The 15,394-nt window shown below is 61.9% G+C and carries 14 protein-coding genes and 2 pseudogenes; 9 read left to right on the top strand and 7 right to left on the bottom strand.

What is annotated here, in order from left to right:
• Positions 1–118: 118 nt before the first annotated feature.
• Positions 119–892, top strand: coding sequence for a sulfite exporter TauE/SafE family protein (locus CLV78_RS22395; RefSeq protein ID WP_106208216.1), 774 nt, complete (start codon positions 119–121; stop codon positions 890–892).
• 3 nt (positions 893–895) lie between these two features.
• Here the strand turns inward: CLV78_RS22395 and modC are convergent, their stop codons facing one another.
• From modC to CLV78_RS22420, 5 genes and pseudogenes are all read right to left on the bottom strand, one after another.
• Complete coding sequence (gene modC, locus CLV78_RS22400) at positions 896–1,981, bottom strand: molybdenum ABC transporter ATP-binding protein (protein WP_106208218.1); 1,086 nt, start codon at positions 1,979–1,981, stop codon at positions 896–898.
• Positions 1,978–2,673 (bottom strand): molybdate ABC transporter permease subunit, encoded by a 696-nt coding sequence (gene modB, locus CLV78_RS22405; RefSeq protein WP_106208219.1) that lies wholly within the window; start codon positions 2,671–2,673, stop codon positions 1,978–1,980. The genes modC and modB overlap by 4 nt, the downstream gene beginning before the upstream one ends.
• Positions 2,674–2,677: 4 nt before the next feature.
• Positions 2,678–3,556 (bottom strand): molybdate ABC transporter substrate-binding protein, encoded by an 879-nt coding sequence (gene modA, locus CLV78_RS22410; protein WP_245925254.1) that lies wholly within the window; start codon positions 3,554–3,556, stop codon positions 2,678–2,680.
• Positions 3,557–3,609: 53 nt separating this feature from the next.
• Positions 3,610–5,208 carry a phosphoenolpyruvate carboxykinase gene (locus CLV78_RS22415; RefSeq protein ID WP_106208221.1) on the bottom strand — a complete coding sequence of 533 codons (1,599 nt, stop codon included), beginning with the start codon at positions 5,206–5,208 and terminating at the stop codon, positions 3,610–3,612.
• A 235-nt stretch (positions 5,209–5,443) separates the two neighbouring features.
• A pseudogene (locus tag CLV78_RS22420) lies at positions 5,444–7,288 on the bottom strand (phosphoenolpyruvate carboxykinase (GTP)); the annotation flags it as partial.
• Between the two features lie 399 nt (positions 7,289–7,687).
• Here CLV78_RS22420 and CLV78_RS22425 point away from each other — a divergent pair.
• From CLV78_RS22425 to CLV78_RS22455, 7 genes are read left to right on the top strand one after another with little or no spacing between them, the layout of a single operon-like run.
• The gene (locus CLV78_RS22425) at positions 7,688–8,389 is read left to right on the top strand and encodes a response regulator transcription factor (RefSeq protein ID WP_106208240.1); all 702 of its coding nucleotides are present in this window, start codon (positions 7,688–7,690) and stop codon (positions 8,387–8,389) included.
• Positions 8,358–10,103, top strand: coding sequence for a sensor histidine kinase (locus tag CLV78_RS22430; protein ID WP_106208224.1), 1,746 nt, complete (start codon positions 8,358–8,360; stop codon positions 10,101–10,103). The genes CLV78_RS22425 and CLV78_RS22430 overlap by 32 nt, the downstream gene beginning before the upstream one ends.
• Before the next feature lie 22 nt (positions 10,104–10,125).
• Positions 10,126–10,563, top strand: coding sequence for an HPr kinase/phosphorylase (locus CLV78_RS22435; RefSeq protein ID WP_106208226.1), 438 nt, complete (start codon positions 10,126–10,128; stop codon positions 10,561–10,563).
• The gene (gene rapZ / locus CLV78_RS22440; protein ID WP_106208227.1) at positions 10,560–11,480 is read left to right on the top strand and encodes an RNase adapter RapZ; all 921 of its coding nucleotides are present in this window, start codon (positions 10,560–10,562) and stop codon (positions 11,478–11,480) included. Before CLV78_RS22435 ends, rapZ begins: the two co-directional genes overlap by 4 nt.
• Position 11,481: 1 nt before the next feature.
• On the top strand, positions 11,482–11,877 hold the full coding sequence (locus tag CLV78_RS22445) for a PTS sugar transporter subunit IIA (protein WP_106208229.1): 396 nt from the start codon (positions 11,482–11,484) through the stop codon (positions 11,875–11,877).
• 6 nt (positions 11,878–11,883) lie between these two features.
• Positions 11,884–12,162 carry an HPr family phosphocarrier protein gene (locus tag CLV78_RS22450; RefSeq protein ID WP_106208231.1) on the top strand — a complete coding sequence of 93 codons (279 nt, stop codon included), beginning with the start codon at positions 11,884–11,886 and terminating at the stop codon, positions 12,160–12,162.
• A 60-nt stretch (positions 12,163–12,222) separates the two neighbouring features.
• Complete coding sequence (locus CLV78_RS22455) at positions 12,223–13,104, top strand: lysophospholipid acyltransferase family protein (RefSeq protein ID WP_245925255.1); 882 nt, start codon at positions 12,223–12,225, stop codon at positions 13,102–13,104.
• Positions 13,105–13,253: 149 nt separating this feature from the next.
• Here the strand turns inward: CLV78_RS22455 and CLV78_RS22460 are convergent, their stop codons facing one another.
• Positions 13,254–14,129: a 3-hydroxybutyryl-CoA dehydrogenase gene (locus CLV78_RS22460; protein ID WP_106208234.1), complete on the bottom strand. Its 876-nt coding sequence runs from the start codon at positions 14,127–14,129 to the stop codon at positions 13,254–13,256.
• Positions 14,130–14,304: 175 nt separating this feature from the next.
• Between CLV78_RS22460 and CLV78_RS22465 the strand changes: the two genes are divergently transcribed.
• Positions 14,305–15,138, top strand: coding sequence for a DUF6473 family protein (locus CLV78_RS22465; RefSeq protein ID WP_106208236.1), 834 nt, complete (start codon positions 14,305–14,307; stop codon positions 15,136–15,138).
• A gap of 124 nt (positions 15,139–15,262) precedes the next feature.
• Here CLV78_RS22465 and CLV78_RS22470 read toward each other — a convergent pair.
• A pseudogene (locus CLV78_RS22470) lies at positions 15,263–15,394 on the bottom strand (electron transfer flavoprotein subunit alpha/FixB family protein); the annotation flags it as partial.

The raw sequence follows: 15,394 nt of genomic DNA on the forward strand, positions 1-15,394 counted from the left end.
GGATAGGCTGTTTGCAGTTGCAGCGCAACTTAATTTCAATATGACGCGCAAATAGCTTTAAATGTGTCGCGTGAAATTTGACTGTGCAGCGCGTCGAGAGTTCCGGTATGGCCGAGGAATGGAACAACTCGTGCAACTCGGCGGCCTCTCCGCGGGTCACCTCGTCCTCGCCATTGGGGTGACGCTGATCGCATCCTTCGTGAAGGGAGCCGTTGGTTTCGCGATGCCAATGATCATGGTTTCGGGACTGGCGTCTTTCCTGTCCCCGGAATTGGCGCTGGCGGCCCTGATCCTGCCCACTCTGGTCACGAACTACCAGCAAGCGTTTCGGGATGGATTCGCGGCTGCCTGGAGGGCCATCCGTGCGCGCCGCGTCTTCCTTTCCGTCGGTGCGGTGTGCCTTGTCGCATCGGCGCAATTGGTGACAGTGCTTGACGAACGGGTTCTTTTTGCCCTGATCGGCGTCCCGATTGTCCTCTTCGGAGTGGTTCAACTTGTCGGAGTCGATATCTCCATTTCAGAAGGGCGACGCCTGCCAGTCGAGGTGGCGCTTGCGGCGTGTGCAGGGGTGGTCGGTGGGGTGTCAGGAGTCTGGGGACCACCGCTTGTGTTGTTGCTCACGGCCATGGGTACGCCAAAGGCGGAGCAGGTGCGGACGCAGGGAGTCGCTTTCGGCCTCGGCGCGGCGCTGCTTACGATGACGCATCTTCAGACCGGGGTGTTGAATGCAAGCACGGTTCCGCTTTCGGCCGCGATGGTTGTGCCGGCGCTGATCGGGATGCGGATTGGGCAAAAGGTTCATGACCGGTTGGACCAGCGGAAGTTCAGAAATGCCACACTGGTGGTATTGGTCGTTGCCGGGGCCAATCTTTTGCGGCGGGCGATGGAATGAAAACTATCCCCGTCCTATGTCTTCGCGCGCGACTGCGACGGATTTGATGATCGCGTAGCAATCGGCGCCTGGCTCCAGCCCCAGAGCGACGACTGATCGTCGCGTGATCCGTGCGAGCAGCCGGTCGGTGCCCGTTTCGACTTGGACGATTGCGCCAGGACCGTCACCAAGGCGGAGAGCGCAGACCCGGGCGGGAAGGATGTTGAGGGCCGATAGGCCTTTGGGAGCCTCTCGCGACAGGATGACATCATGCGCGGCAATTCGGACGCGGAGAGAGCGGCCTGGCGCGGCACTGACCGCGGGGAGGAGCAGGGTGCCAGCGGAAGTTTGCAACTCGCTCAGCCCGTCGTCGTGGTGGCGGATGACAGTGGCGGCAAGGATGGCGCCGGCCTCCCTCGGGCCGATCGCGGGCACCATCTGGGGGTCCGACAGGATTTCGGACGCCGGACCAAGTTTCAGGACCTTCCCACGTTCGAGGAGCACAACGGTCGTGGCGAGCCGTGCGACCTCGGAGGGGGCGTGGCTGACATAGAGGATGGGCAAGCCGCTATTGTCCCGCAGCCGTTCGAGGTGGGGCAGGATCTCTTCGCGGCGTGCTGGATCGAGGGCGGCCAGCGGCTCGTCGAGCAGTAGCAGCCGGGGACGCGACAGCAAGGCCCGCCCGATGGCCACGCGCTGCTTTTCGCCACCGGACAGGGTGCCGGGATAGCGATGGAGGTAGTCGGAGAGCCCCAGGAGGTCGACTACCCGATCCTCCTCCGCAGGGTCACGGACACCGGCGAGGTTTGCGCCGTAGCGGAGGTTCTTCAGCACAGTCATATGCGGGAACAGGCGTCCGTCCTGAAAGACATAGCCAACGCGGCGGTTCCGGGGCGGGGTCCAGAAACCCCGATCGCTGTCTTCGAGCAGTGCGTCGTCGATGCTGATCCGTCCGGAATCGGGTTTCAGCAGGCCTGCAACGGCTTGCACGATCGTTGTCTTGCCGGCGCCGGAATGTCCAAAGAGCGCAGTGACACCCGGCGGTGTCGTGAAGTCGACGTCGAGTTCGAACTCGGACTGGGCGTGGCGGAGGCGAATGGAAAGCGTCATCGCGTGCCCATCCTGCGCGCTGCGCGCCGGGCCAGGACCTCCGAAGCCACGAGAGCCCCCATTGCGATCGCCACCGAGATCAGCACGAGGCGAATGGCCGTGCCCTCTGCGCCGGGCACCTGAAGGAAGGCATAGACAGCCGAGGGCAGTGTCTGTGTGCGGCCCGGGATGTTGGAAACAAAGGTGATCGTGGCGCCGAATTCTCCCATCGCCTTGGCGAAGGCGAGGATGCTGCCGGTAAGGATGCCGGGGAGCATCAGCGGCAGGGTGATCGTGAGGAAAACGCGGATGGACGAGGCGCCCAGCGTGGCGGCGGCCTGCTCCAGCCCGGGATCCATGGCTTCAACCGAGAGCCGGATCGCACGAACCATCAGTGGAAAGGCCATGATCGCGGCCGCCAATGCCGCGCCGGTCCAGTTGAAAGCGAACGAAATCCCGAAGGTGGCCTCAAGGAACGCGCCCACGGGGCCCTGACGGCCGAATGTGAGCAGGAGAAGGTAGCCGGTGACAACCGGGGGCAGGATCAGGGGCAGGTGAACGATGCCGTTCAGGGCCTGCCGTCCGGGAAACTCCCAGCGAGCGAGCGCGTAGGCCACGAAGATCCCGATGGGGAGGCTTGCGGCCGTCGCGCAGAGCGAGACGCGCAGGGAAAGTGCGACGGCCTGCCAGGCGTCCGGTTCAAGCCCCAGCATACGATTACTCTCCCGTAGCGGGTTGGTTGAACCCGTGATCAAGGAAAATTGCGGTTGCGGAGGGGCTTGCCAGGTGATGCCAGAGGTCTCGGGCGCTCTCGCCTGCGCCTTCGATCAGGGCAAGCGGATAGTTGATGGGCGGATGGCTGTCAGCGGGAAACTCCGCGATGACGTGGACCCGCGGTTCGGCTTGCGCATCGGTCGCGTAAACGATCCCGAATGGGGCGGCCCCCGTGGCGACGAGGGCGAGAGCGGCGCGGACGTTGTCGGTCTGGACCACCTGGGGAGCGAGAGAGTCCCAGGCGTCCAGCTTGCGCAGCGCCGCCTTGCCATAGATCCCTGCGGGCACGGCGTCGACAAGCGCCATGGCGATGGGCGCCTCGCCCGGGATCCTGGCGATGGCGCCCTCAAGGTCAGTGGGCTGTGCGATTGTGGAGGAAATGAGAACGAGCCGGTTGGACAGCAAGTCGATCCGTCCTCCCGGTTCGAGCAGGCCACCGCGATCCAGTTGGTCCATCCAGGCCGTGTTGGCCGACAGGAACAACTCGGCCGGGGCGCCGGCCTCGATCTGTCGCGCGAGCACGGAGCTTCCGGCAAAAGAAATCTCCGCGCGCGTCCCGGTTTCCCGGGTCCAGTCCTCCACGACTTCCTCAAGGGCCTCCTTCAGGCTTGCGGCCGCAAACACAAGATGATCCCCTGCCCAAGCGGGCGCGGGCAGGAGCAAAGGTGCCAGGGCAAGGGCCAGAAGGGTGACGAGGTTCGGCAAACGCGCTCCGCAGATGGTCGTTGCGATCTTGGTCTTGTGCTGGTGCGGGCGCAAGGGGCGAGCGCAGTCAATCGTTGCGTGGAACGTGGCCCGGCGCCGATTCATGCGCCGGGCCATTTCGATTTGCTCAAGGTGGGTGACGCGCAGGTCGGGCGCCAGGATGCCCGTGGTCAGCCGATCGCGACAGCTTTGATGTCGTCCGACACATAAGGCATGTACTGCTCGAAATTCTCCCTGAACATCGTGACCAGTTTGGCCGCCTGCGCATCATAGGCGTCCTTGTCCTTCCAGGTGCTCCGCGGGTGCAGCAAGTCGGTTTCGATGCCCGGCACCTCCACGGGCACCTCGAAGCCGAAATTCGGATCCATTTGGAAGGCAACCGTTTTGAGCGTGCCATCGAGTGCGGCCGAGAGCAGCGCCCGCGTGGCCTTGATCGGCATTCGCGCACCCTCGCCGTAGGCGCCACCCGACCAGCCCGTGTTGACGAGCCAGCAGCAGGAGTTGTTCTCGGCGATCTTCCTTTTCAGCAAATCGCCGTAGACTTCCGGGCGACGCGGCATGAAGGGTGCCCCGAAGCAGGTCGAGAATGTCGGCTGAGGTTCGGTGATGCCTCGCTCTGTGCCCGCCACCTTGGAGGTGAAGCCGGACAGGAAGTGGTACATGGCCTGTTCCGGCGACAATCGCGCGATGGGAGGCAGGACGCCGAAGGCATCGCAGGTCAGCATGATGACGTTCTTCGGGTTCCCGCCGAGTGACGTGCTGGAGGCGTTCGGGATCGAGGTCAGCGGGTAGGCACAGCGCATGTTGGCCGTCAGGCTGTCGTCGTCATAATCGAGCTTCAGCGTTTCCGTGTCATAGACCATGTTCTCGATCACGGTGCCGAACATGGAGGTCGTGGCATAGATCTCCGGCTCGGCTTCCTGTGACAGATTGATCGTCTTGGCGTAGCAGCCCCCTTCGAAGTTGAAGATCCCGCGATCAGACCAGCCATGTTCGTCATCGCCGATCAGGATGCGGTCGGGATCTGCGGAAAGCGTTGTCTTGCCAGTGCCCGAGAGGCCGAAAAAGACGGCGCTTTCTTGGGGGTTGCCCTTGGCATGGTTGGCGGAGCAGTGCATCGCCATCACGTCCTGTGCCGGATACAGGTAGTTGAGGATCGTGAAAGCGCCCTTCTTGTTCTCGCCAGCGTATTCGGTGCCGCCGATCAGGATCATCTTGTCCTCGAAATTCAGGGCGATGACAGTTTCCGTGCGGCAGCCATGCCGTGCGGGGTTGGCCTTGAAGGACGGGCAATTCACGATGGTCCAGTCCGGCACGAAGCTGTCGAGTTCCACGCGGGCGGGGCGGCGAAGCATGTGGCGCATGAAAACACCGTGCCAGGCGAACTCGTTGACCATCCGGAACGACACACGCAGGTTCTTGTCTGCGCCGCCATAGAGATCGGAGACGTAGTAGTTGCGCCCCTTCATGTGTTCGAACATGTCGGCCTTCAGCGCATTCCAGCCATCCTGCGCCATGGCGGTGTTGTTTTCCCACCATACCGTGTCCTCGGAGGCGGCGTTCCTGACGACGTGCTTATCCTTCGGCGACCGGCCAGTGAACTCTCCAGTAGAAACCAGGAAAGTGCCGCCAAGGCCGAGCTTCCCTTCGCCATTCTTGAGTGCCTCCGTCATCAGGTTCGGCACGATGTAGTTGTAGAACACGTTGCCGAGGCCGGTAATGCCCTGATCCTCCAGGCGCATCGCCGGGTTCACACGTCCAGTTGTCATTTGTTCGCTCCTAAGAACCGCCAACGCGGTCGTCCTGTTCCTGTCCATTCGGCTGGCGGCGCGGCACCTGCCCACTCGGGCCAAATCTGCCCGGTACGGCTCGTATAGCATCGCGAATTTGATCCGGGGGTGCGACAAGAGCCGACTGTTAGCGAGAACATCTCGCCCGCCTTGTCGGCCGCGCAAAAAAAAGAGGCGGCCGAAGCCGCCTCTCTCACATCTTGTCGCTACGAGATCACTCGGGATGCTCGTGCGCCAGTTCCCAATGGTCCGGGGAGCGCCATACGCGCGAGCGAAGCAGTTCACGCTCGAAGATGAACTCCTTCGGCAGCCGGTCGAAGAACTTGTCGAACTGCTCCTCGTGTGCGCGCGCTTCGGCCGTACCCGCTTCCCGATCGACGCTCATCAGTTCGTAGAAGGTCTCGGACGGGAACTCGAGGCCATCCCAATGGATGTCTTCGTGGCGCGGCATCCAGCCAATCGGGCTTTCGACCGCATTTCCGCGACCGTGGACACGATCGACGATCCACTTCAGCACGCGCATGTTCTCACCGAAGCCCGGCCAGATGAACTTGCCGTTGTCGTCCTTGCGGAACCAGTTGACGCGGAACATCCGCGGCGGGTTGGACACGCGACGGCCAACGTTCAGCCAGTGGCTGAAGTAGTCGGCCATGTTGTAGCCGCAGAAGGGCAGCATTGCCATCGGGTCGCGGCGCATGGCGGAAACGCCAATGGCAGCAGCGGTGGCTTCGGAGCCCATGGTGGCGGCAAGGTAGACGCCGTGCGACCAGTTGAAGGCCTGGTAGACCAGCGGCATGTCCTGGGACATCCGGCCACCGAAGACGAAGCCGTCGATCTCGACACCTGCCGGATCTTCCCAGGCGGGGTCGATGGACGGGCAGTTGGCAGCCGGCGCCGTGAAGCGGGCGTTCGGGTGCGCGGCCGGGGTCTCGCTTTCGGGAGTCCAGTCGTTGCCTTTCCAGTCGATCAGGTGCGCGGGCTTCTCTTTCGTCATGCCTTCCCACCACACGTCGCCGTCATCGGTGAGCGCGCAGTTGGTGTAGATGACGTCCTTCTGAATCGTGTCCATGGCGATGGGGTTGGTTGCGCGGTTCGTGCCCGGGGCAACGCCGAAGAAGCCGGCCTCGGGGTTGATCGCGCGCAGTTCGCCCTCGGGACCCTTCTTGATCCAGGCGATGTCGTCACCGACCGTCGAGACTTTCCAGCCCTCGAAGCCTTTCGGCGGCAGCAGCATGGCCAGGTTGGTCTTGCCGCAGGCGCTCGGGAAGGCGGCGCCAAGGTAGGTCTTTTCGCCTTCGGGCGATTCCAGCCCCATGATCAGCATATGCTCGGCGAGCCAGCCTTCGTCGCGGGCCATGACGGAGGCGATGCGCAGGGCAAGGCACTTCTTGCCGAGCAGCGCGTTGCCGCCGTAGCCGGACCCGTAGGACCAGATCTCGTAGGTCTCAGGGAAGTGGACGATATACTTGTTCTCGATATCGCTTTCACAGGGCCACGGAACATCGGCCTCGCCTTCGGCCAGCGGGGCGCCGACAGAGTGCATGCAGGGGATGAAGAAGCCGTCGTCGCCGAGCGAGTCGAGCACTTCCTGACCCATGCGGGTCATGATGCGCATGTTGGTGACAACGTAGGGGCTGTCGGAGATCTCGACGCCGATCTTGGAGATCGGGGAGCCGATCGGACCCATGGAGAAGGGTATGACGTACATCGTACGGCCCTTCATGCAGCCTTCGAACTTCTCGTTCAGGATGCCGCGCATTTCGGTCGGGTCGTACCAGTTGTTGGTCGGGCCTGCGTCGCCCTTGCTGTTGGAGCAGATGAAGGTCCGGTTCTCGACCCGGCCCACGTCGGAGGGGTGGGAGCGGGCGAGGTAGCTGTTCGGGCGTTTTTCCTCGTTGAGGCGGATGAACGTACCGCCATCAACCATCAGCTGGCAGAGCTCGTCATATTCTTCCTGGGAACCGTTGCACCAAACGACCTGGTCGGGCTTGCAGAGCGCCTGCATCTTCTCGACCCATTTGATCAGTCTGGCGTTGGTGGTTGGAGCTTGCATGCTTTCCTCCTGGGATTGCGGTAACTGTGCTCATTTGCGCTCCGGCTGACGAGCCCTCGTGCCATGTCGAGAGTGGGCCGATCGGAGTACTGTTCGTGGAGGTCATATACCACCTGCGGAACGCATTTGAAGCGCCACCACAGCCGTTTGTTAGCGCCACCATGTCGCTGTTTCCGCCCGTGAATGACGGGTTCTCGCCCTGCGCATGACCCAAGGGAACATCTGCATGGCACCCATGTTCCCAGGTGCATGCTTGGGAGTGATGCAAATTAGCCATTCGTTTCCGAAATAGGTGTCATGTGTGCCCAGCCACATGCCCGATTCGCAGTTCGTTGTTGATTCCAAGGGCTGGAAACAGGAAAATGTCTAAAAAATTGGACAATGAGCAGTACGAGGATCACGCCAATGTCGCGCATCGCGCTTGTGGACGACGACAGAAACATCCTCACCTCGGTTTCGATGACCCTTGAGGCCGAGGGTTTCGAGGTGGAAACCTACAATGACGGGCAATCGGCGCTGGATGCGTTCAATCGCAAGCTGCCCGACATGGCGGTTCTGGATATAAAGATGCCCCGGATGGATGGCATGGACCTGCTGCAACGCCTGCGGCAGAAAACGTCCATGCCCGTCATTTTCCTGACGTCCAAGGACGACGAGATCGACGAGGTTCTCGGGCTGCGGATGGGCGCCGACGACTACGTAAAGAAACCCTTTTCGCAACGGCTTCTGGTTGAGCGGATCCGCGCGTTGCTGCGGCGCCAGGAGGTGATCTCCGCTGACGAGGCCGGCGAGCCGGAAACGGCACAGGTCCTCACGCGCGGGGAATTGATCATGGATCCGCTGCGCCATTCCGTGAGTTGGAAGGGCAAGGACGTGACCTTGACCGTGACGGAGTTCCTGCTGTTGCAGGCCCTCGCCCAGCGTCCGGGGTTCGTCAAGAGCCGCGATCAGTTGATGGATGTCGCCTACGACGACCAGGTCTATGTCGACGACCGCACCATCGACAGCCACATCAAGCGGCTGCGCAAGAAGATGCGCACGGTGGATTCCGACTTCTCGGCAATCGAGACGCTATATGGCATTGGGTACCGGTATAACGAGGAGTGACCCTCAAACCCGGAAGGGAGAGCGACGCGTGCGCGACGCCCGTCAGGAAATGGTCAACGACGACGTGGTTCTGGGTGACGACTGGGTCGTCCCGGAAACCTCTGACGTGGACGTTCGCCGCAAGCGGGAACGCCGCGGCTACCTGACGCTCAATCGGTCTCCGCTTGCGCGCAAGATCATCACCTTCAATCTGATCGGCCTGCTGATCCTCGTTGGCGGGGTTTTCTATCTGAACCCGTTCCGCGACAGTCTGGCAACGCAGCGCGTGAACTCCCTTCACCTCGAAGCGGCGCTGATTGCCGATCTCTTCGAACTCCAGATCCCGGAGAATGCCCCGTTCAGCCTGTCCGGTCGCGATGGCGTCGACCCACAGGCGACGATCGACCGCCTGAGCCTGTCGCGCGGTGTGGAGGTCTATGTCTTTGATGCCGCTGGCAATCGGGTCGCGCACCGAACCGGCCCGAACCTGCACCTGTCGCTGTCGGATGGAAGCAATGTCATCACCGACCTGCTAAACACGATCTGGCTGGGCGTCTCCCGGGTCTTCACGCCGACGGGGCCGGACCTTGAGGGCGCGGATGGTGAAGTGCTGGCCAGTGCGCTTGTTGCCGAAACCACTGTCGACGTCCGCCCGATGAAGACGGGTACCGATGCGAATGGCGAGGTGTTGTTCTCCGTTGCGTCACCGATCACGCGTGCCGGGGATCTGGTTGGTGTCGTTGCGCTGGCGTCTGCTGCGGGCGAGATCGATACGCTGGTCCGAAACGAGCGGGAGCAGGTATTGCAAATGTTCGTCATCGCAATCCTTGTGTCCATCGGCTTGAGCCTCGTGCTCGCCTCCACGATTGCAAATCCGCTTTCCGATCTCGCGGCGGCTGCAGAAATCGGGCGCGACAGGAATGCGCGCAAGATGACGCCGGGACGGGTCAGAATCCCCGACCTGACCGGTCGTCCCGACGAGATTGGCCGCCTTTCGGGTGCGTTGCGCGGTATGGTGGCTGCGCTCTATGACAGGATTGATGCGAACGAGCAGTTCGCCGCAGATGTTGCCCACGAGATCAAGAACCCGCTGGCGTCCCTGCGCTCGGCCGTCGGCACGATGCGCGTGGCCAAACGGGAGGATCAACGCGAGAAACTCCTTAATGTGATCGATCACGACGTCCGTCGTCTGGATCGCCTTGTCAGCGACATCTCGAACGCGTCCCGGCTTGACAGCGAGCTTGTCAAGGAAGACGAGGAGCGGTTCGATCTGGTCAAGATGATGACCAACCTCACGCAGTTTCTGGGCGAGGATGCCAATGCCAAGGGGGTCGAGTTCATCACCGACCTGCCGCGCCAACCGATCGAGGTGTTCGGGCTGGAGGCGCGGCTGGCACAGGTTTTCGTCAACCTGATCACCAATGCCGTGTCCTTCTGCGAAGATGGTGATGCGGTTCGGGTCTGGGTTCGGAAACGGGAGAACAGGGTGCTGGTCGTGGTCGAAGACACCGGTCCCGGCATCCCGGAGCAGGCGCTGACCAAGATCTTCAACCGGTTCTATTCCGAGCGCCCAGTCGGCCAGTTCGGCGATCATTCCGGGCTTGGTCTGGCGATTTCCAAGCAGATCGTCGAGGCGCATGGCGGTGTTATCTGGGCAGAGAACATTCGTCCGACCGATGCCGACATCACGTCAGAACCCCTGGGAGCGCGGTTCGTCGTCGGCCTGCCGGTGTGAGTGCCGAACGGGAGGGGTCGTGATGTCCACCGACCCGCCAACAAGCGTCATCCTCCACGCCAGCACCGTGGCTCTCGGCGATGGCGGGCTGCTGATTCTCGGACCTTCGGGGGCAGGGAAATCCTCCCTTGCTTTGGACCTGATCGCTCTCGGCGCCGAGCTTGTGGCAGATGATCGCACACATGTGCGCACCAGCAACGGCGAACTCGTGGCCACGGCGCCGGAGAGCATCGCAGGGCGGATCGAAGCCAGACATGTCGGGCTGTTGACGATACCCTTCCGGACGAATGTCCCCCTCGCGCTTGCAATCGATCTCGGGCAGCCTGAACCCGAGCGATTGCCGCCGCGCCGCACGACGGAGATCCTTGGCGTCCCGTTGACCATGCTTTACCGTCCGCCGGGCAGACTTCCTGCCAGCGCCCTCCTCCAATGCCTTCTGCACAGAAGAACCGATCCATGAGTGAACTCAGCGACGACGAGCGGGACACCCCGCGCACCGGAACGCGGACCGTCCTCGTAACCGGGCCGTCCGGTGCCGGTCGAAGCACGGCCATCCGGGCGCTGGAAGATCTTGGCTATGAAGTCATCGACAACCTGCCGCTCTCGCTTGTGCCGCCATTGCTGGAAGGCCCGCCGCACGGAAAGGCGCTTGCACTCGGCATCGACACGCGAAACCGGGATTTCTCGACTGCTGCGTTTCTGGAACTGATCGACCGCCTCGACTCCCGCGGTGTCGAGTTACTGTACCTCGATTGCGCAGCGGATGTTCTGTTGCGACGCTACTCTGAAACGCGGCGTCGCCACCCGATGGCCCCTGCCGACAGTCCGGCAGTCGGCATCGCGCGTGAGTTTGATCTGTTGAAACCGATACAGGTCCGGGCTGAGATCCTGATCGATACTTCCGATCTAACAATTCACGACCTTCGGGCCGAGATCGATCGGTGGTTCGGTGGCTCGCCTGAACACCGGCTTGCGCTGTCGGTGCACTCCTTTTCCTACAAGCGAGGGCTGTCGCGCGGGCTCGACATGGTCTTCGATGTCCGCTTCCTGAGAAATCCCTACTGGGAACCCGCGCTCCGGCAAAAGGACGGCCAATCGCCGGACGTGGCGAGCTATGTCGGGCAGGACCCGCGCTATGATGCGTTCTTCGATCAGGTCCTGAAACTTACCCAATTGCTGCTTCCGGCCTATGTTGAAGAGGGTAAATCATACCTCTCGATCGGTTTCGGCTGTACCGGAGGGCAACATCGTTCGGTCACGCTTGCTGAACACCTCGGGAATACGCTTGCGGAGGCCGGTTGGCAGGTGTCAATTAGGCATCGTGAACTGGAGCGACGAGCCGCATCGAGCGGCAGCGCAGCGCAAGCGAGGAAATAGCGTGATCGGCATCGTCATCGTCGCGCATGGTGGTCTGGCAAATGAATACCTTGCCGCGGTCGAGCATGTGGTCGGCAAGCAGGTCGGCATGCGCGCGATCACGATCGCACCCGAACATGACAGGACGTTGAAACAGGCCGAAATCCTCGAAGCCGCAGATGCGGTGGACGTGGGGGACGGCGTAGTCGTGGTGACGGACATGTTTGGCGGCTCGCCCTCAAACCTCTCGCTGCGGGCCTGCAACCAGAGCAATCGGCGGATCCTCTACGGCGCAAATCTGCCGATGCTGGTCAAGCTCGCGAAGTCCCGGCAAATGCCCGTGTCAGACGCGGTGCAGAGCGCGCTGCAAGCAGGGCGCAAGTACATCAACAGTTTCGATGGAAACGGCAGGGCATAGAGCTGCATGAACAATTCCACCACGCAGACACTCGAAATCATTAACGAGAAGGGGCTACACGCACGCGCGTCGGCCAAGTTCGTGGAGATGGTGGAGAGTTTTGACGCGACGGCAAATGTCTCCAAGGATGGTCTCGACGCCGCAGGTGACAGCATCATGGGCCTTTTGATGTTGGCAGCCTCACGGGGAACCTCTATTGAGGTTCAAACCAGTGGCCGCCAGGCACAGGAGCTTGCACGGGCACTGGCAGAGCTCGTCGCCGACAAGTTCGGTGAGGGGATGTAAGGCGAACCGGCGAAGGATCCAGTTGGTTTGGTGGAATCGACCCAGCATAGACCGGTGATGATGCACCGGCCGCCCCACCGAGATCTTGTCGGGCAGGGGGACGGCCAGAATCTTGCCGATCAACCGTATGACCGCCGTAGGCTGTCCTACGCCAACACCTTTGAGAACCCTCTTCAGGTTGGTGCCATCCACGCAATGGAGTTTCTGACGGGCAAGATGCGGCTTTTGCGTCTTATCCGGAAGTTCGAAGCGATGGGGGTCCCGCACGGTCAACCCTTCTGGGAACAGGCGCTTGGAGTTATGGGCATCAAGCTCACGACCCCTCAGTCGCAGATTGACAACATCCCCGAAGACGGGCCGCTGGTGATCGTGGCCAATCACCCCCACGGGCTTGTGGACGGGATGGTCCTGGCGGAGCTGATCGGTCGGCGGCGAACTGACTACAAGATCCTGACCCGGTCCCTGCTGACGGGCGTCGGTGAAATTGACCAGTTCATGATTCCCGTGCCGTTCCCGCACGAAGAAGACGCCTTGCAGAAGAACCTCGAAATGCGTCGCACAGCGATGGACCACCTGAAGGCAGGGGGATGCATTGTGCTCTTCCCATCGGGAGTGGTCGCCTCGTCTGACACGCTTCTGGGGCCGGTGATCGAACGGGAATGGAACCCGTTCACAGCGAAGATGATCCAGCGGTCCGGTGCCTCCGTCCTTCCGATCTTCTTCCCGGGGAGCAACTCGCGGTGGTATCAGATGGCGAACCGGGTGTCGGCCACTCTGCGTCAGGGGTTGCTGCTCTACGAGGTTGTGCACTCGCTCAACAAGCCACAAGCGCCCGCCGTGGGCGAGGTCTTTGATCGCGAAGAGATTGCCTCCTGGTCGTCAAATCCGCGCGGGTTCATGGCCTGGCTGCGAGAGCAGACGCTCTCTTTGAAGAACCTCTGAGATCGTCGCTGGCCCGACAGGCATGGGCTGAACGGGTTCAGAGCTTCGCAAGTGTCCCCATTCGATCGATCCCGCCACGGTGACGGGATCCGAACTGTACGGTTTCACGGGATGGTCGGCCGGGTGCCAGTTGCGACCGACGCCTGTGGTCAGCGCGTCGGTACGGGCGTCTCGCCACGATAGTCATAGAAGCCACGGCCTGACTTCCGCCCCAGCCAGCCGGCCTCGACATATTTGGTCAGCAGCGGGCAGGGCCGGTATTTCGTGTCTGCGAGGCCGTCGTAGAGCACGTTCATGATCGCAAGGCAGGTATCGAGTCCGATGAAATCCGCCAGTTCCAGCGGCCCCATCGGATGCGCGGCACCCAGCTTCAGCGCCGTGTCGATGGACCGAACATTGCCGACGCCTTCGTAGAGCGTGTAGACCGCCTCGTTGATCATCGGCAGCAGGATTCGGTTGACGATGAAGGCCGGGAAATCTTCGGCGCTGGCCGCGGTTTTCCCAAGGCTGTCGACCACTTGCAGCATCGTCTGGTAGGTCTCTTCGTCCGTGGCAATGCCGCGGATCAGTTCTACCAGTTTCATCACCGGCACCGGGTTCATGAAATGCAGCCCCATGAAACGCTCGGGGCGATCGGTGCGGCTGGCCAGACGAGTGATCGAGATCGAGGAGGTGTTGGACGTCAGGATCGTTTCCGGTTTGAGATGCGGTTGCAGATCCTCGAAGATCGCCGTCTTGATCGTTTCCCGTTCGGTGGCAGCCTCGACGATAAGGTCCGAGGGTCCGATGTCGGTCACTTGCAGCGTGGTGCGGATGCGGGACATCGCGTCGTCTCGGGTTTCGGCGGTGATCTTTTCCTTGGTGACCTGGCGGTCCATGTTCTTGCGAATGGTCGCGAGGCCCCGATCGAGTGAGTCCTGGCTGATATCGGTCAGCGTCACATCGTATCCCGCGAGCGAGAAGACATGCGCGATGCCGTTGCCCATCTGCCCTGCGCCGACGATTCCTACAGTCTTGATACCCATGTTCCCACCTTCCGTGGATGCTGCATTTGCACGGACCCTATTCTGCATGTGCGAAGTATTCCAGCGAACTTGGTCACGCCCGATTGCTATAAATCGTCTCAACCTTCCTGTTTAGCCATTTGGCAAGACCGGGGGCGCAATCTGGCGTTGGGTGAGTCGAAAATGAGGTGGTGGGATGTCGTTCGAGCATCCGGGCGTTGGCGCCCTTGACTATTCTTTGTGCCGGTATGGTGTGTCCAGGTTGCACTTCCGGGGGCCTCTAAAGGACCTCGAGGTGCCGTATTGCGCCTTCATTGGCGGAAACGAGACCTACGGGCGTTTCATTGAGAAACCATTTCCGGAACTCGTGGAGGCTGCGACAGGCACGGCCTGCGTGAATCTCGGCTGCCTGAATGCCGGGGTCGATGTTTTTCTGAATGACAGCGGGGCAATGTCGGTTGCCGATGGCGCTTCGGTGACCGTTGTGCAGGTTCTGGGCGCCCAGAACATGTCGAACCGCTTCTACAGCGTGCATCCGCGGCGCAATGATCGTTTCGTGGCGGCTTCGGCCTTGATGCGGGCGGTCTTCCGCGATGTGGACTTCACGGATTTTTCTTTCAACCGGCACATGTTGCAGTCGCTTGCGAAGCGCGGGCCGGATCGGTTCCGGCTGGTCGTCGACGAATTGAAGGCGGCTTGGCTTGCGCGGATGAAACTCCTCCTTGGCCGGATCCAGAACAAGGTTGTCCTGCTCTACATGGCGGATCATCCACCGGAGGAGACGGCCAGTGAGGTCGGTGGCGCCCTTCGGGACCCGCTCTTCGTGGACCGGGCGATGATCGACGCTTTGCGCCCGCACGCCGCCGAGACGCTGGAGGTCGTTTGGGCACGCGAAGATGGCGCGTCCCTGGAGGGCAAGGTGTTTTCGGAGCTGGAGGCACCTGCGGCAGCGGAAACCCCGGGAGGGGCGGTGCATCGGGCGGCTGCGGTTGCCTTGGAGCCGGTGCTGGCGCGGATGGTCGCGATGTGATGCTTGCACAGGCCGAGAATTGAAAAAAGGGCCCGCCGTTGCGCGGGCCCTCTGCACTATCGTGGTGTGGGGCGTCCGGTTGTGGTTGCGACAGCAAGTCCGGCGCCAGGCGCCCCCCGGGACGTCAGACCTTTTCAGTGAGCTCAGGTACGGCCGCGAAGAGATCGGCGACGAGTCCGTAGTCTGCGACCTGGAAGATCGGGGCCTCTTCGTCCTTGTTGATTGCGACGATGACCTTGGAATCCTTCATGCCTGC

Origin of the sequence: Aliiruegeria haliotis (assembly GCF_003003255.1) — a bacterium.
GTDB classification, from domain to species: domain Bacteria; phylum Pseudomonadota; class Alphaproteobacteria; order Rhodobacterales; family Rhodobacteraceae; genus Tropicimonas; species Tropicimonas haliotis.

What these genes read in the sequence shown, in the direction of transcription:
- modC (WP_106208218.1), bottom strand. Translation starts at nt 1,981, where the DNA reads ATGACGCTTTCCATTCGCCTCCGCCACGCCCAGTCCGAGTTCGAACTC.
- CLV78_RS22430 (WP_106208224.1), top strand. Translation starts at nt 8,358, where the DNA reads ATGGCATTGGGTACCGGTATAACGAGGAGTGACCCTCAAACCCGGAAG.
- CLV78_RS22425 (WP_106208240.1), top strand. Translation starts at nt 7,688, where the DNA reads ATGTCGCGCATCGCGCTTGTGGACGACGACAGAAACATCCTCACCTCG.
- CLV78_RS22450 (WP_106208231.1), top strand. Translation starts at nt 11,884, where the DNA reads ATGAACAATTCCACCACGCAGACACTCGAAATCATTAACGAGAAGGGG.
- CLV78_RS22465 (WP_106208236.1), top strand. Translation starts at nt 14,305, where the DNA reads ATGTCGTTCGAGCATCCGGGCGTTGGCGCCCTTGACTATTCTTTGTGC.
- modB (WP_106208219.1), bottom strand. Translation starts at nt 2,673, where the DNA reads ATGCTGGGGCTTGAACCGGACGCCTGGCAGGCCGTCGCACTTTCCCTG.
- CLV78_RS22460 (WP_106208234.1), bottom strand. Translation starts at nt 14,129, where the DNA reads ATGGGTATCAAGACTGTAGGAATCGTCGGCGCAGGGCAGATGGGCAAC.
- CLV78_RS22435 (WP_106208226.1), top strand. Translation starts at nt 10,126, where the DNA reads ATGTCCACCGACCCGCCAACAAGCGTCATCCTCCACGCCAGCACCGTG.
- CLV78_RS22455 (WP_245925255.1), top strand. Translation starts at nt 12,223, where the DNA reads ATGCACCGGCCGCCCCACCGAGATCTTGTCGGGCAGGGGGACGGCCAG.
- CLV78_RS22415 (WP_106208221.1), bottom strand. Translation starts at nt 5,208, where the DNA reads ATGACAACTGGACGTGTGAACCCGGCGATGCGCCTGGAGGATCAGGGC.
- rapZ (WP_106208227.1), top strand. Translation starts at nt 10,560, where the DNA reads ATGAGTGAACTCAGCGACGACGAGCGGGACACCCCGCGCACCGGAACG.
- CLV78_RS22395 (WP_106208216.1), top strand. Translation starts at nt 119, where the DNA reads ATGGAACAACTCGTGCAACTCGGCGGCCTCTCCGCGGGTCACCTCGTC.
- modA (WP_245925254.1), bottom strand. Translation starts at nt 3,556, where the DNA reads ATGGCCCGGCGCATGAATCGGCGCCGGGCCACGTTCCACGCAACGATT.